Below are 14,773 nucleotides of genomic sequence, written 5' to 3' on the forward strand. Positions count from 1 at the left end.
CCTCTCTTAATAAATACATTAATTTAATAAACATACTTGTAAAATGATTGTAGCAACCATCAATTTACATTATAAATAAATTCGGACAGGCTTTCAAAAATTCTGTCCGAACATTTTTATTCATTCTTAGTGTTTTTTTCTTCTTCTTTCAAGTCCTCATGTGGGCCTTCAACATAGGTAAATAGATTTAACAGGGGCTGTCTTTTCTCCCCCCAAACACCTAAGGATTCAAGAAGGATTTCAAGACCTAAAAGACTAGCTACTAGAAGGAGGATTCCTCCAACTCTTCCAGAAAAGTTTAGGATAATTGAAATAATTGAAAAGATAAGGGCAATCCCGTAAATCACAAGGACTGCTGCCCTGTGGCTAAGACCAATCCCTAAAAGTCTATGATGCAGGTGCATCTTGTCTGCCTCAGATACCTTCTGATTGTTAAGCTTTCGTCTGATAATGGCTGCTAGGGTATCTGTAACAGGGACTCCAAGAATTAACATGGGTGTCAAAATAGCTACTGCTGTCGCATTTTTAAGCCCTTGAAGACTTAGAACAGAAATCATGAAGCCCAGATAAAGGGCCCCTGTATCCCCCAAATAAACCTTGGCTGGATAAAAATTATAGGGCAAAAATCCAGCGATGGCCGCAACCAACACAAAGATTGTAATCGGTAGGTAGATATTAATATTTCCTAGGAAGGCATAGGCTACTATTCCCAAGGTTAACAAACTTATGAGGGAAACCCCACTTGCTAGGCCGTCCAAACCATCGATAATATTTACCGCATTTGTAATAGAGGCAATCCAGATAATGGTTAAAATTAAGGACAACCACCAAGGAAACTCTAATAGAGGACCACCAAAGGGAATCTTAAAATTATCAAAACGGAATTTTGAAAAGGTCCAGATACTTATAGCCGCAAGAACAATCCCAAGCATCTTCCACTTGGGTGAAAGCTCCCTCACATCATCAATGAGACCTGTAATGATTATAATCAGGCTGGACAAGATAAGCGGAATAACATAGTTAATATAGGTCATAAGTCCATGCGGGCCATCAATATTTCCGACAACATGAGGCAGAATAAAGAGCCCGCTAAAGGTAAAGGCCAAAAAGATTGCAAGGCCACCGGCACTAGGCATGGGTATCTTGTTAATTCTTCTAGCATTTGGATTGTCAACCGCTCCAATTTTTCTAGAAAATTTTATTACAAAAGGTGTTATGATCAAACTTATAAGAAAAGTAAGACCTAAAACTATTAAATATTTCAAAATAAAGGGCATATTTTCACTCAAATCTATCACTTATTGTTGTTTTTTAGTTATCACTTTTTATTATAACAAAAAAAGGCGGGTATACCCACCAATTTAATAAATTTACATTTGTCTTAGAAGCTCCAAGGCATCATATTCAAAGATTGACTTACCATATTCAATCAAAGTTTCCCTTGGTGTTTTTTCATCTTGACCAAATTCAAGCATCTGTGCGTAAACACCCTTAACAAAATCGCGACCCTTAAGCTTTTGATTTTGTAAGATGGTCATGTAGTACTTGTCAGCGTATTTATAAAGCTCACTTTCTTCGACCTCTTGATTGATGGTTTTAGCCATATCAATAGCATCGTCTAGATTCCTAAATTTTAGAGTAAAATAGGTGAATTCAGGTAGATTTTCTTCGTCAAGATCCTCTTCCTTCTTTTGACTCCGATTATTTTCAAATAACATCTCAGCTGCCTGGCTGATCTCCGGAAATTCCGGATTATCACCAGCTTCAGTCCGATTTTTAATCATATTTTCAATGGCTTTTGTGAATTCCTCAGGGTCAGATGGGAAATCTATTTCATCCATATTAACCTTCTCGCCTCGCACCATCAGATCAATTCCCTTGGAATTTGGTCTTACTTGAAAGCTTACAACATCACTTTCTAAAAATTGCTCAGTAATATCAAGCTCTGATGAGATATCATAAAATAATTCTTCAACGGCATCCTGATTGGTTAGAAATTCAGAAAGATTTATTCCTCGCTCACGTAGGTCGTCAAATGTCATCTTTATTTTGATTGTATTTTCATTAATGTTTTCTAATTCCATAATGACCTCACTTTACTATAAGAGTAGTATTCATAGTATACCACAATTTATCTATACAAGCTCGTCTCTTAGCTCATCAAGACTTGCAATTAATCTACTTGCATTCTCCTGATTCATGCCAAATCTCTTGTCCTCAATAGCCCAGACAGTAGCACCAGCTGCAACCCCTGCCTGAATACCTTTTTCACTGTCCTCAACGATTAAAACCTCATCAGGCTTAAGACCAAGCTTGTCCATGGTTACCTGGTAGATCTCAGGATTAGGTTTTGTTTCCTTAAAATCTTCCCCACTTGAGGTGAACTCAAAATAGTCTGCAAGCTTATTATCTGCAAGCATTTTTTTAATATCATGATTGGTAGAACTTGATGCTAGGGCAAGTCTATAGCCAGCTTGTTTTAAAGCCTCTAAGACTTCCCTTGTTTGCGGGAAAAGAAGCTCCTTATAAGGCAGGGGATGGCTATTTTTATAGGCCACATAATCAGCCTGAAGCTTGACCAAATCCCACTTGTCATAATCATCTAAGAGAATTTTTGACCAGACATTTTTCATATTTCCCCCAATGAAAAATGAGGGAGCCAAATGACTGATGCTAATCCCTTGTGAATTCATAAATGTTTCGCGTCTATCATAGTAAAATTGCTCGGTATCAACTAGGACACCATCCATATCAAAAATAACTGCTTTATACTTATTCATAATTACATAATTATATCACAACTAGACCACAACTGCTTGAAAATGGTCTGAATTTTGCTATAATTCTTCTTATACATTTTTATTGGAGGAATTATGAAGGTAGTTAAATTTGGAGGTTCATCAGTTGCTAGCGCTGGCCAGATTGATAAAGTTTTTAACATTGTCAAAAGTGATCCAGAGCGTAAGTTTGTCGTAGTTAGTGCACCAGGGAAAAGATTTCCTGAAGATACCAAGGTAACAGACGCCTTGATTAAGTACTTTAACGATGTTAAAAACAAAGAGTCTGTCAAGGAAAGCCAAGATTGGTTGATAAAAAGGTATGAGGAGATTACAGAAGGTCTAAACCTTCCAGTAGATACCCTACTTACCATCAAGAAAAATATCACAGATCTTGCCGACTTAGACCTTGAAGACAATAAGTTTGCCTATGATACCTTCCTAGCTGCTGGTGAAAATAACAATGCCTTTTTAATTGCTCAATATTTTGCCCAAGAGGGGTTAGATGCAAGCTATGTTAATCCAAAGGAAGCAGGGATTATTGTTACCAAAGAACCAGGAAATGCCCGCCTGCTAGATTCTAGTAATGATAAGATTAAGGATCTTAATCAAAGGGAAGGAATCCTTGTTATTCCTGGATTTTTCGGGGTTACAGAAGACGACCAGATTTGTACCTTCTCCCGCGGAGGAAGTGACATTACAGGAAGCCTTATCGCAGCTGGTACTGGCGCAAGTATCTATGAAAACTTTACTGATGTCGATGGTATCTTCTCAGCCCATCCTGGAATTATAGATAATCCAAATTCAATCGAAGAATTAACCTACACTGAGATGCGAGAGTTGTCTTATGCTGGTTTTTCAGTCCTTCATGATGAAGCTCTTATTCCTGCCTACCGTGCTGGTATTCCTATTGTTATCAAAAATACCAATAACCCGGAACACCCTGGGACAAAGATCACAACTAAAAGGGAGGTTGGTAAGACTCCAGTAATCGGGATAGCTGCCGAGGGAGACTTCCTAAGTATCAATATTGAAAAATATCTGATGAATAGGGAGGTTGGTTTTGGACGTAAGGTTTTACAAAGTTTAGAAGACTTGGATGTTCGTTTTGAACATATGCCAACAGGAATTGACAACTTATCAGTAATTGTCAGGAATCGTTTCCTAACTCCTGAACTTGAAGATACGATCATCACTAACCTTAGCCAAGAGCTAAATCCTGATACCATCAATATTGAAAAAGATCTTTCAATTATCGTAATCGTTGGTGAAGACATGAAGGAACACATCGGGGTTACCTCAACTGCAACAAGGGCCTTATCAGATGCTGGAATCAACCTTGAAATGCTCAGCCAGGGATCAAGTGAGGTTTCTGTCATGTTCGTTGTTAAGGGTGAACAGGAACAAGAAGCTATTGCAGCCTTATATAATGCCTTCTTTAAGTAAACAAAAAAGCTTTGCCTTTGGGCAAAGCTTTTTATTGTTTATTTGTCGTCTTCGCTATCGTCGTCATCTTCATCATCGTCGTCGTCAGCGTCTTCACCAGTGTATTCACCGTCTTCGCTGTCTTCATCAACAACAACTTCTGCTAATTCTGAGTCGTAGGCTTCAACTTCATTTTTCTCATCATCAGGATTTTCATCGTCATAATGAATGTCTTCTTCAGTATAGTCATCATCCTCAGGATCATCATCAGAATAGTCGATAACATCATCAATGTCTGCAAAGGCATTAACTTTTTTACGTTTCTTCTTAGGACGATCTTCGTCATCAACCTCATCAAGGGCGATTACTTCCTCATTGATTTCGTCAATTGCATACCAAGCACGAAGGGCCCAAACATTTCCACCAAGTGGAATGAAGCTTCCATCAGTGTTTAGGTCAGTGTAAAAAGTTGAAAGATTAGCACGGATGTCAGCATCGCTACGTCCTAGGTAATCTTGAATGGCATTTACAAGAACAGAAAATTCCATTTCCTTACCATGTTGCTCAAGCATAGCATGAGCTACTTCGATCATTGAAAGTTCATTCTTGTTTTGTCCTTCAAATACTTTTATTTTCAAATCTATTTCCCCTACAATTTTTTATTATGGTATTTATGAAATACATAAATATAAAATTCGTATATCATTCAAAAACAGGCTAGGAGTTCCTAGCCTATCTGAAATTATTTAACTACTGCAGTTTCAGTAATTGCATTTACTGCTTTCTTCATAGCGATATCATGTTTAAGCATATCAGCTGAAAGAAGTGATGCAACTTGCTCTTTAGGCATGTTGTATTGGTCAGCAAGTGATGAAATTTCTTCTTCGATTTCTTCATCAGTTGTTTCGTAACCTTCAGCAGCTGCTACAGCTTCGATTACAAGACCTGTACGAACGCGTGCGTCAGCATCTGATTCGTATTGTTTGTGTAAATCTTCTTCAGTAGTACCAGTGATTTGGTAGTACATTTCTGGAGAAATACCTTGTTGTTGCATGTTGTTGAAGAAGTCGTTCATAGCGCGGTGTACATCTTCTTCAATCATTTCAGCTGGAAGTTCAACGATTTCAGCGTTTTCAACTGCAAGTTCGATTGCAGCATTTTCAACAGCTTCAGTGTAAGCAGCTTCTTTAGACTCAGTTAATTGAGCTTTGTATTTAGCTTTAAGCTCATCAAGGCTTGAAACTTCATCATCGATGTCTTTAGCAAGTTCATCATCAAGAGCTGGAACTTCTTTAGCTTTAACTTCGTGGATAGTTGTAACGAATACTGCATCTTTACCTGCAAGGTCTTCAGCTTGGTATTCCGCTGGGAAAGTAACTTCAACATTTACAGTTTCACCAGCTTTGTGTCCAACTAGTTGCTCTTCGTAACCAGGGATGAATTGTCCGCTACCAAGTTCTAGTGAGAAGTTGTCAGCAGCTCCACCTTCGAATTCAACACCGTCAACTGAACCAACAAAGTCGATAACAACAGTATCACCTTCTTTAGCAGCATCTTCAGTTACTACTAATTCTGCAAGATTATTACGGGCTGCTTCAATTTTAGCTTCAACTTCAGCATCAGTTACTTCTTTATCAAAGTCAACAGCTACTTCAAGGTTTTTGTAGTCACCAAGTTTAACTTCAGGTTTTACTACAACTTCAGCAGTGATAACCCAGTCAGCACCTTTATCCATTGATTTAACGTCAATTTTTGGTTGAGCTACTGGATCAATTCCAGCTTCATCAATTGCTTTAGTGTAAGCTTCTGGAAGAACAGCGTTTAAAGCTTCTTCGTAAAGAGCTTCTTCTCCGTACATTTTATCAAATACTGAACGAGATACTTTACCCTTACGGAATCCAGGTACGTTAAGGTTTTTCTTAACTTTGTTGAAAGCTTTATCTAACCCTTTGTTGATTGTTTCTTGATCAATTGAAAATGTTACAACACCGTTATTAGTGCCAGTTTTTTCAAAACTTGCAGTCATTATATATTTTCTCCTTTATTATAAAATCCATGCCCAGGCACAGAGATATTAGTATATACCCGTATTATAGCATAGAAGGCCTGCTTCCACAATATTTTTAGTTTAAATACCTATTTTAGTTTGTCAATTATGCTTGTCCATTTTGATGGCTCTAAAATGTCCTTAGCTGAACCATCACCAAGTACCCCGTAGCCGACCATTAGGCCACCAGCTACAGCTACAATTGCTAGAACAACCACTAAAAGAATGAGATTAATTCTCGTTCCCAAATATCTTATTACTCGCATCGCCACTCCTTAAGAAACTGTTATTCTCTCAATATCTGCACCCAGGGATTTTAGCTTGCCGTGGAAATTATAGTAACCTCGGTCCAAATGCTTTAATTCACCTACTAAAGTTTCCCCTTGGGCAACCATTCCAAGAAGGATGAGGGCAGCTGAGGCCCTAAGGTCAGTTGATTTTACCTCTGCTCCTTGAAGGAAACCTCCCCCTTGAATAAGAGCTGTATTCCTTGAAATTTCAACATCAAGTCCCATTCTACGCATTTCTTCCAAGTGCTGGAAACGATTCTCAAAAACTGTTTCAACAGTACTGCTTTCACCTTGAGCAACAGCCTGAAGGGCAGTCATTTGAGCCTGCATGTCTGTTGGAAAGCCTGGATGAGGAATGGTTTTAACATTAGCAGCCTTGATTTGTTCAGGACCAATAATTCTAATTCCAGCTTCCTCATCAACAACCTCAACGCCCATTTCAAGTAATTTAGCAATCAAAGGACGGTTGTGCTCTCTAATAGCATCCTTGATAAGAACATTCCCCTGGGTCATAGCTGCTGCAATCATGAAGGTACCAGCTTCGATTCGGTCTTGAATGACTGAATGACTGGCCCCGTGCATTTCTTTAACACCTTTTATAACAAGAGTGTCTGTTCCAGCTCCCTGAACCTTGGCTCCCATCTTGTTCAAAAGATTTGCAAGATCAACAATTTCAGGCTCCCTTGCAGCATTTTCAATGGTTGTAGTACCCTCAGCAAGAGTTGCTGCCATCATCAGATTTTGAGTGGCTCCAACACTTGGAAAATCAAGGTAGATATCTGCGCCCTTTAGTTGTTCAGCATGGGCCTCAATATAGCCTGCATTTTGGGTTATTTTTGCTCCCATGGCTTCAAAACCACGCAAATGAAGATCGATAGGACGACTTCCAATTGAGCAACCCCCAGGCATAGAAACACGGGCACGACCATTACGGGCCAAAATTGGTCCCATAACAACGATTGATGCCCTCATTTTACTTACATATTCATAAGGAGCTTCAATGGCAACCTCTTTAGCTGCCTTACTTCTTACAAGTTTATTAACTTCATCAAATTCTACATCAACATTAAGATGGCGAATCACCTCATTCATAGTGTAGACATCTGACAAAATGGGAACGTTTGATAGTTCAACCTCACCCTCACCTGCTAAGATTAAAGCAGCAAGTAAAGGAAGGACGGCATTTTTAGCCCCTTCTATTTCAACGATTCCCTCAAGGCGTGTATTGCCTCCACGAACTTTTATTTTATCCATTTAGACAAAATTCCTCCGACAAGTAGTTTATTGTTCGATTATACCATAATAAAAATTTTCATCAGGTATTTTTGCTTTATTTGATAAAATCTCGGACCAGAGAAAGATTATCTTTTGAGACGGTAAAAACCTTCTCACGCCCGTCATAAGCTGGAAGTCCTCCGTCCATGGCCTCTGTTACATAATCAAAGGCTGATAAAATTATCGTACCAGCAGCGTAATCCCAGGGAGACAGGTTAGAAAAATAACCGCTGATTTTACCTTCAATCAGCTTAACATATTCAATCCCAGCACTACCAAAAACCCTGATACCAAGTGTGTTTCGTGAGTAGTCATAAAGACCGTGATCATTGGTTCTGTACATGGTTGAGTTAACCCCAATTAAGGAATGCTTCAAATCAACTTGAGGTTTTTCAAGTTTATGGGCATTCTTATAAACCGATTTACCATCACCCCAGTAGAGATTTTCATTCATGACATCTAAAATTAGCCCAAATTTTCCTTGACCTGCTTCAAAATAAGCCAAAAGGACCGCAAAGTCATCCCCTTGGGCAACAAAATTTGCTGTGCCATCAATAGGGTCAATTACCCAAACATTTCCTTGGTCAATAGGAGCCTTTAGATCATCTTCTTCAGCTAAGATATTGTCCCCAGGAAAGGCTTCTTTTATTTGCTTAACAAGCCTTGCTTGAACAGCCTTATCCATATTGGTCACAAGGTCTGTATGATCACTTTTTTCATCGATTTCAAGCTCTTGATCAAGCTCCTCTCTAATAAAAAGACCTGCCTCTAAAATCCATTCCCTTGCCAGATTTAACTTATCTTGAATTACTGATAAATTTTTTGTCACTTTTTTTCGCCTCCTGTACAGCCCGGTAAGTCGAATAGCCACTAGTCGCTTCAAATTCTCGATCTAGTTGCTTTTCCTGCATTTTACTGGGCACAATTTTTTTAAAGTTGTTGTAGGACTTTAAAAAATCTTCTCTTAAAGTCTTACTTTCATAATATTTTTCCACATGATTAAAAAAAGAGAGCACGTCGGTCATTTCCTGCGTGCTCCACGAATAATCAATCGGATAGCTGTAATTTGAACTCATCTTATCCTCTTATTATTTATATTAACTTTCCATCTCCGCACGAAACTGGGCGTCACGCATCTCTGCACGACGGTATTCACGCGGGAGAAAGGCTCTTATCTCATCTTCATTGAATCCGATTTGCATCTTCTTATCATCAACGATTATCGGACGCCTTAAAAGACTTGGATATTCACTGATTAGTTTGATTAATTGGTTTAAGGTAAGCTCATCAATATCAACATTTAACTTTTGGAAAATCTTAGAACGAGTTGAGATAATATCTTCAGTTCCGTTTTCCGTTTTTGCAAGTATTGCTTTCAAATCATCTGCCGTCATGGGCTGAGTCATGATATTGTGCTCCCTGCTTTCAACATTATGTGCAGCTAGCCACGCTTTTGCCTTACGACAACTAGTACAACTTGGGGAAATATATAAATCTATCACACAAAGTCCTACTTTCTTTCCTTTAATACTATTTTAACAAAATTAATACATAAAAAAAAGACCTTATTAAATCTTTTTTTATATCTTCTATTCACTCAAATCAATTCTTTTTGAGATGGCATCAATGATTATAGAACCAATGATAAGGGATAAGAATTCCCCCAAACCTACTGTTAACCATGTGAAAAAGAAAGGAAGTTCAAAGAGAACTTTTAACTCAAGGGCAATGGTAAACATGCTCAATGAGAAGAAAATTGAAAAATAGAAGAAGGCCTTATTTAAGAGTCCCTTAAAGATTCTGTCCTTCATATACGGCATAAAGAATTTTACACCAAGGCTTACAAAGATAAAGGTTGATAGGGATCCAACCACTGCATCAACTGGACCTGATACCATCCAGTTAGAAATTATACATCCTAAGGTCACTGAATAGATGTATCTCTTATTATAAAAAGCTAGAAAATTAAAAAGTTCACTTAGCCTAAATTGAATGGCTCCACTTCCAAGAGGACCCAAAACTACCGTAATTGCTACGTACATTGCTGTTACAAGTGCCATCTTTGTAAAAGACAAAAGACTGCTTTTATTATATTCCATGATTTCTCCTTTGTTACGCCTGGGTTTTTATTTTAAGGCGTAAGTGTAATATGCTTGCCCAAAGTGAGTAAGTGGCAAGGGGTCAAAGACCAACTTGTATATTAACATAAATTAATAACTTTTGGTATAGTATATCTATGAAATCACTTAAAAAATTATTCCAAGGGGAAGTGTTCTCCTATCTATTCTTTGGTGTCCTTACCACCCTTATCTTTATCATGGCCAAAATGCTTAGCTACAAGCTCTTTAAAAGTGGGCTAATTAGTGAGATAGTCGCCCAAGCCTTGGCCATTATCTTTGCCTTCTTGACCAACAAATTTTTTGTCTTTAAAGCCAGCCAGCAAAAAAAGACCCATGTTGAATTCTTTGAATTCTTATCTACAAGGCTTCTTCTGACCTTTCTAGCTTCTCTTGTAAACTGGTACTTTATCGATAAAAACCCAGATTTACTAGGCAAAATTTTTGCAACAAATAAGGAAGAGACAGTTCTTCTATTAACCATTGCCCTACAGGTTTTTACAATCGTAAGCAACTATCTTTTTAGTAAATTTTTAATCTTTAGGCAAAAATAAAAGGAAATCAGCTGATTTCCTTTATTTTTTTCTGAAAAATTTTCCTGGATTTTTGTTTGTCTTACGATCAGTTTGACCAAAGCTCCTTATAATAGATACAAATTCACCCCTTCTGGTTTCGAATTCGTCAACATAAAGACTTTGAACTGAAGCGTTAATTATTGCTCCAAAGATTAAAATTTTTGCAATGAAGATGAACCACAGCATAAGAGCAAAGGTAAGCAAGCTCCCAACCATACGAAAGTCCATCATCTTGTTAACATATCTATTAACATAATCTCCAAAAAGTTTGGTTAGAAAAACCAAAACAAAGGTTGAAAATGATGCCCCTGAAATCACATAGCGCCACTTCTTTATTTTCACATTGGGAAGTAAAAAATAGAGGAGGGATAGGGCTGTGAAGACCAAAAGGGTAATGACCGGAAGGGTCATATTATAAAGAGTTTCGTAAATCCCCCGGTCAAAGCTGATATTATTATAAACAATGGTCAGGGCAGTCTTTCCAAAGGTGAGCACCATAATTGCTAGGGTTATTAAGATTATTATCCCAAAGCTACTTACAAGACCAATCAACCTACTTAAAATAAAGTCCCGATGCTTATCAACCTTGTAGGCCTTATTCATGGCCTTTTGAAGGGCTGAAAGTCCTTTAGAGAAGGTCCAAAAACCTGAAACAATAGCAATTCCTAGAAGTCCAGGTGAGGGCTTGTCTAAAAAACTTTTTATAAGGACTTCGACAATGCCATAAAGCTGCTCTGGTAAAACATCGTGAAAGAGTTTTAGAACATAACTACTATCTAAATTAAGATAGGGCAGGATATTGGCAAAGGTCATCAAAATGGGAAATGTTGACAGCAAAAAGTAATAGGCAACTGCAATACTTGAAAGATCCATCTCAGAACTTTTATAAAAACTCATTAAGGGATTTATTATAGGAATTTTCCTTGCTCCTACAAATATTTTCTCTAACTTTTTCATAAATATTTTTAGTTGAAGTGATTACTAGTAAGTCTTGAAACAACCTATTACCTAAGATTTTTATAAATAACTTATTGGTTAGGTCAGTTCAAATTCTAGTAAGTTCCTTCTTCACCCTGACTTGTCATGATAACAGGTCCATCTTTTGTAATGACAAATTGATGCTCGTACTGGCAAGATAAACCACCGTCAAGAGTTTTATGCATCCAACCAGTCTTGAAGTCTGTATCAATTTCCCAGGTACCTGTGCTGATCATAGGCTCAATTGTGAGAACCATTCCTTCACGCAGGCGAATACCCTTGCCCCTTGTCCCGTAGTGGGGAACCATTGGCTCTTCATGGAAGGTAGGTCCTACCCCGTGGCCAACTAGGTCACGAACAACCCCGTAACCATGTGATTCTGCATATTCCTGGATGGCAGCACCGATGTCTCCCATACGGTTGCCAACACGAGCTTCTTTAATACCGCGGTAAAGACACTCACGGGTAACATCCATCAGATTTTTAACCTCATCAGATGGAGTTCCTACAGCATAAGCCCAACATGAGTCAGCAATATAACCTGAAAAACCTTCAGTAAGTTTTTTCATGGCTTTAACATTATTGAAATCAAGTTTAGCGACATTTAAAGATTCAGGTGCTTTCCCGAGAACCATGTCAACCTTGATTAAGTCACCATCTTTAAGGGTTAAGTGACGAGGGAAGGCGTGAGCTACCTCATCATTAAGGGAGCAACAAGTGGCATATGGATAATCCATAAGTTCACCGTCTACTCCAATTTGAAGGGGCAGGTAATTTGCTTCCTTACAACGCTTTCTTACATATTCTTCAATATCCCACATGTCAATTCCTGGTTTAATGACATCACGTAGACCAATGTGAACGCTGGCTAGAAAGCTTCCAGCCTCATCCATCATATCGACTTCCCTTTGACTCTTTAAAGTAATCATTTATTCTACCTCTTCTGTATTTATTCTTTATTAAACTTTCCCTATTCTACCACGCCTAGCGAGATTTTTCAAAAAGGGCTCCCTCTAAGGGAACCCTTTTATTAGGAAAGCTCTTATCTAACGCTTCCCATTAATTTTTCAATCTTCTTAGAAACAGCAAGAACTACTACACCAAAGATTAGGGTAATTGCTCCAAGGATGATGAAGTACATAACCTCAGTATCCGCTGTGTAAAGTTGAACGACTTGTGCATTAAGAGCTGATCCAACTGCACTTGATAGGAACCACATTCCCATCATTTGAGCTGTAAAGGCCTTAGGCGCAAGTTTTGTTGTTACTGATAGACCGATTGGTGAGATAAGCATTTCACCAATAATGATTAGAGCCCATGAAGCTACTAACCACCAAGGCCCAACCTTAATGCTTGTTCCATGCATAAGTCCAGGTACTGCCATGATTAAGAATGATACAGCCGTAAAGAATAGACCGATAGCAAATTTAACTGGCGAACTAGGTTGTTTTTTACCAAGTTTAGTCCAAAGAACTGCAAATAGTGGCACATAAAGCATGATAAATAGAGGGTTTAAACTCTGGAAGTATGATGCTTGGAACCAAGATGGGTAGTTAACACGGTCAGCCGCAAAGGTTGCAAGAACGATTGATCCTTGCTCTTCAAGTGCCCAGAAGATTACTGCTGCAATGAAAAGTGGGATGTAGGCTAAAACGTGAGATTTTTCTTCGCTTGTTGTCTTTTCAGAGCGGTACATTTTAACGAAGTAGTAAACTGGCGCAAGTACTGCAAAGACTGTAAGTAGGTTGATGAATAAAGTTAACGTTAGAACCTTAAGGACTGCAAGTAGACCAAAGGCAATAACAAGAGCTAAAGTTGCTACAACCGACTTAATATAAAAGCTTTTCTTCTCATCTGCTGTTAAAGGATTAACTGGTTCTAAACCATCAGCAGGTAGGTATTTTTTCCCATCAAGAGTAAATTGGACAAGACCTAGGAACATTCCGATTGCAGCGATTGAAAAGGCCACATGGTAGTTCCACTGAGCTTGAGCCCAACCAACAACTAGTGGAGCGATAAAGCTTCCAAGGTTAATCCCAAAAACAAAGATAGAGAAACCTGAGTCACGACGAGGATCCTCAGCTGTATAAAGCTCACCAACTAGACTTGAAACATTTGGTTTTAAGAGTCCAGTTCCGATGATAATAAGAGCCATTGAAACAAAGAGTGCTGGTGCACCAAAAGGTGTAGCTAGAGCAATGTGACCTAGCATGATTAAAACTCCACCCCAGAATACAGCCCTTCTTTGTCCAATAAGACGGTCGGCAATAAATCCACCACCAACTCCAGTAAGGTAAACTAGGCTTGAATAAATAGCCATGATTGATGCTGCAGTTGTCTTAGGGAAATTTAATTCGCCGTTTCCAATCATATACCACATGTAGTAAAGAAGGATGGCTTTCATACCATAGTAGGAGAATCTCTCCCACATTTCTGTAAAAAATAGGGTTTGCAAGCCGCGAGGCTGCCCTAAAAATTCTTTTTTAGAATTCATTGTATAATACCTTTCAATCTGAAATATCTTGTATATTTTACCACATTATTCTGAAAGTTTCAAAATTATTTTTAAATAAAAATTATTTAAAAGATTTATATTCTTTGTTATATCAACATTTAAGCTAGTTTTTAAAATATAGGAAGGAAAATATTAATAAATAAAAAATGTATATTTTTCCATTAAATGGCATAAAAATCACTTTTAAATAATCAATCCACAAAAGGATATAATTAGTTTTTATAAAATTAAACTAAGTATTTTTTTCTTTTATTTTGTTAAAAACCTTGCTATAATTCGCTTATAGACTTAGAGGAGGTTTTTTATTTTGGCAACAGCTAAGATTGTATATGCAAGTATGACAGGTAACACAGAGGAAATCGCTGATATCGTTTGTGAAGCCTTAGAAAATAAAGGTATTGAAGTTGAGATGGATGAATGTACATCTGTTGACGCTGAGGACTTATTAGATTTTGACATTAACATTGTCGCAACCTACACTTATGGTGATGGTGAGTTACCTGATGAAATCGTTGACTTTTACGATGACTTAAAAGACCTTGATTTAACAGGTAAAATTTACGGGGTAGTTGGATCAGGAGATACCTTCTACGATGAATTCTGTAAGTCTGTTGATGACTTTGATAGTGCTTTTGCTTCTACTGGAGCTACAAAAGGTGCTGAAAATGTTAAGGTTGATTTAGCTGCTGAAGAAGACGACATTCAAGCTCTTGAAAAATTTGCTGACGAGCTTGTCGCAAAAGTTGGTTAAAAAACAATAGGGATTTCCTTGTG

General features: G+C 37.9%; 17 protein-coding genes and 1 riboswitch. Of the genes, 3 read left to right on the forward strand and 14 right to left on the reverse strand.

Annotated elements, in window-relative coordinates:
* Window positions 1-116 precede the first annotated feature (116 nt).
* From OZX60_04980 to OZX60_04990, 3 genes are all read right to left on the reverse strand, one after another.
* Complete coding sequence (locus tag OZX60_04980) at window positions 117-1,277, reverse strand: MraY family glycosyltransferase (protein WEV45884.1); 1,161 nt, start codon at window positions 1,275-1,277, stop codon at window positions 117-119.
* Between the two features lie 93 nt (window positions 1,278-1,370).
* Window positions 1,371-2,084, reverse strand: coding sequence for an adaptor protein MecA (locus tag OZX60_04985; GenBank protein WEV44794.1), 714 nt, complete (start codon window positions 2,082-2,084; stop codon window positions 1,371-1,373).
* A gap of 51 nt (window positions 2,085-2,135) precedes the next feature.
* The gene (locus OZX60_04990; GenBank protein WEV44795.1) at window positions 2,136-2,780 is read right to left on the reverse strand and encodes an HAD family phosphatase; all 645 of its coding nucleotides are present in this window, start codon (window positions 2,778-2,780) and stop codon (window positions 2,136-2,138) included.
* A 93-nt stretch (window positions 2,781-2,873) separates the two neighbouring features.
* Here OZX60_04990 and OZX60_04995 point away from each other — a divergent pair, with 93 nt between their 5' ends.
* Window positions 2,874-4,223: an aspartate kinase gene (locus OZX60_04995; GenBank protein WEV44796.1), complete on the forward strand. Its 1,350-nt coding sequence runs from the start codon at window positions 2,874-2,876 to the stop codon at window positions 4,221-4,223.
* A 38-nt stretch (window positions 4,224-4,261) separates the two neighbouring features.
* Here OZX60_04995 and rpoE read toward each other — a convergent pair whose 3' ends face one another.
* The 8 genes from rpoE to OZX60_05035 all read right to left on the reverse strand — a co-directional run bounded on the left by rpoE (window position 4,262) and on the right by OZX60_05035 (window position 9,913).
* Complete coding sequence (gene rpoE, locus OZX60_05000) at window positions 4,262-4,840, reverse strand: DNA-directed RNA polymerase subunit delta (protein ID WEV44797.1); 579 nt, start codon at window positions 4,838-4,840, stop codon at window positions 4,262-4,264.
* A gap of 104 nt (window positions 4,841-4,944) precedes the next feature.
* Entirely contained in the window at window positions 4,945-6,228 is a 1,284-nt protein-coding gene (gene tig / locus OZX60_05005; protein WEV44798.1) for a trigger factor, read from the reverse strand.
* A gap of 110 nt (window positions 6,229-6,338) precedes the next feature.
* Complete coding sequence (locus OZX60_05010) at window positions 6,339-6,515, reverse strand: DNA-directed RNA polymerase subunit beta (GenBank protein ID WEV44799.1); 177 nt, start codon at window positions 6,513-6,515, stop codon at window positions 6,339-6,341.
* 9 nt (window positions 6,516-6,524) lie between these two features.
* Window positions 6,525-7,793 (reverse strand): UDP-N-acetylglucosamine 1-carboxyvinyltransferase, encoded by a 1,269-nt coding sequence (murA, locus tag OZX60_05015; GenBank protein WEV44800.1) that lies wholly within the window; start codon window positions 7,791-7,793, stop codon window positions 6,525-6,527.
* A gap of 76 nt (window positions 7,794-7,869) precedes the next feature.
* On the reverse strand, window positions 7,870-8,643 hold the full coding sequence (locus OZX60_05020) for an inositol monophosphatase family protein (protein WEV44801.1): 774 nt from the start codon (window positions 8,641-8,643) through the stop codon (window positions 7,870-7,872).
* The gene (locus OZX60_05025) at window positions 8,612-8,890 is read right to left on the reverse strand and encodes a UPF0223 family protein (protein WEV44802.1); all 279 of its coding nucleotides are present in this window, start codon (window positions 8,888-8,890) and stop codon (window positions 8,612-8,614) included. The genes OZX60_05020 and OZX60_05025 overlap by 32 nt, the downstream gene beginning before the upstream one ends.
* A gap of 21 nt (window positions 8,891-8,911) precedes the next feature.
* Window positions 8,912-9,316, reverse strand: a complete 405-nt coding sequence (gene spxA / locus OZX60_05030) for a transcriptional regulator SpxA (protein ID WEV44803.1) — start codon at window positions 9,314-9,316, stop codon at window positions 8,912-8,914.
* A gap of 87 nt (window positions 9,317-9,403) precedes the next feature.
* Window positions 9,404-9,913, reverse strand: a complete 510-nt coding sequence (locus OZX60_05035; protein WEV44804.1) for a QueT transporter family protein — start codon at window positions 9,911-9,913, stop codon at window positions 9,404-9,406.
* Window positions 9,911-10,022: riboswitch (PreQ1 riboswitch) on the reverse strand. It overlaps the preceding gene by 3 nt.
* 28 nt (window positions 10,023-10,050) lie before the next feature.
* Here OZX60_05035 and OZX60_05040 point away from each other — a divergent pair.
* Window positions 10,051-10,485, forward strand: a complete 435-nt coding sequence (locus OZX60_05040; GenBank protein ID WEV44805.1) for a GtrA family protein — start codon at window positions 10,051-10,053, stop codon at window positions 10,483-10,485.
* A 21-nt stretch (window positions 10,486-10,506) separates the two neighbouring features.
* Here the strand turns inward: OZX60_05040 and OZX60_05045 are convergent, their stop codons facing one another.
* The 3 genes from OZX60_05045 to OZX60_05055 form a co-directional block, all read right to left on the reverse strand.
* On the reverse strand, window positions 10,507-11,403 hold the full coding sequence (locus OZX60_05045; protein WEV44806.1) for a YihY/virulence factor BrkB family protein: 897 nt from the start codon (window positions 11,401-11,403) through the stop codon (window positions 10,507-10,509).
* A gap of 155 nt (window positions 11,404-11,558) precedes the next feature.
* On the reverse strand, window positions 11,559-12,413 hold the full coding sequence (locus OZX60_05050) for a methionyl aminopeptidase (GenBank protein ID WEV44807.1): 855 nt from the start codon (window positions 12,411-12,413) through the stop codon (window positions 11,559-11,561).
* A 113-nt stretch (window positions 12,414-12,526) separates the two neighbouring features.
* On the reverse strand, window positions 12,527-13,978 hold the full coding sequence (locus OZX60_05055) for a peptide MFS transporter (protein WEV44808.1): 1,452 nt from the start codon (window positions 13,976-13,978) through the stop codon (window positions 12,527-12,529).
* A 328-nt stretch (window positions 13,979-14,306) separates the two neighbouring features.
* On the opposite strand from OZX60_05055, the gene OZX60_05060 reads away from it, so the two are divergent.
* On the forward strand, window positions 14,307-14,750 hold the full coding sequence (locus OZX60_05060) for a flavodoxin (protein WEV44809.1): 444 nt from the start codon (window positions 14,307-14,309) through the stop codon (window positions 14,748-14,750).
* Window positions 14,751-14,773: the final 23 nt, after the last annotated feature.

It is taken from the genome of Streptococcaceae bacterium ESL0687 (genome assembly GCA_029392475.1).
GTDB lineage: Bacteria > Bacillota > Bacilli > Lactobacillales > Streptococcaceae > Floricoccus.

Excerpts from the sequence above, each read along its gene's own strand:
- OZX60_05040 (WEV44805.1), top strand. The coding sequence starts at position 10,051 with ATGAAATCACTTAAAAAATTATTCCAAGGGGAAGTGTTCTCCTATCTA.
- OZX60_04990 (WEV44795.1), bottom strand. The coding sequence starts at position 2,780 with ATGAATAAGTATAAAGCAGTTATTTTTGATATGGATGGTGTCCTAGTT.
- OZX60_05025 (WEV44802.1), bottom strand. The coding sequence starts at position 8,890 with ATGAGTTCAAATTACAGCTATCCGATTGATTATTCGTGGAGCACGCAG.
- murA (WEV44800.1), bottom strand. The coding sequence starts at position 7,793 with ATGGATAAAATAAAAGTTCGTGGAGGCAATACACGCCTTGAGGGAATC.
- OZX60_04985 (WEV44794.1), bottom strand. The coding sequence starts at position 2,084 with ATGGAATTAGAAAACATTAATGAAAATACAATCAAAATAAAGATGACA.
- OZX60_05050 (WEV44807.1), bottom strand. The coding sequence starts at position 12,413 with ATGATTACTTTAAAGAGTCAAAGGGAAGTCGATATGATGGATGAGGCT.
- tig (WEV44798.1), bottom strand. The coding sequence starts at position 6,228 with ATGACTGCAAGTTTTGAAAAAACTGGCACTAATAACGGTGTTGTAACA.
- OZX60_05055 (WEV44808.1), bottom strand. The coding sequence starts at position 13,978 with ATGAATTCTAAAAAAGAATTTTTAGGGCAGCCTCGCGGCTTGCAAACC.
- OZX60_05045 (WEV44806.1), bottom strand. The coding sequence starts at position 11,403 with ATGAGTTTTTATAAAAGTTCTGAGATGGATCTTTCAAGTATTGCAGTT.
- OZX60_05010 (WEV44799.1), bottom strand. The coding sequence starts at position 6,515 with ATGCGAGTAATAAGATATTTGGGAACGAGAATTAATCTCATTCTTTTA.
- OZX60_04995 (WEV44796.1), top strand. The coding sequence starts at position 2,874 with ATGAAGGTAGTTAAATTTGGAGGTTCATCAGTTGCTAGCGCTGGCCAG.
- OZX60_05035 (WEV44804.1), bottom strand. The coding sequence starts at position 9,913 with ATGGAATATAATAAAAGCAGTCTTTTGTCTTTTACAAAGATGGCACTT.
- OZX60_04980 (WEV45884.1), bottom strand. The coding sequence starts at position 1,277 with ATGCCCTTTATTTTGAAATATTTAATAGTTTTAGGTCTTACTTTTCTT.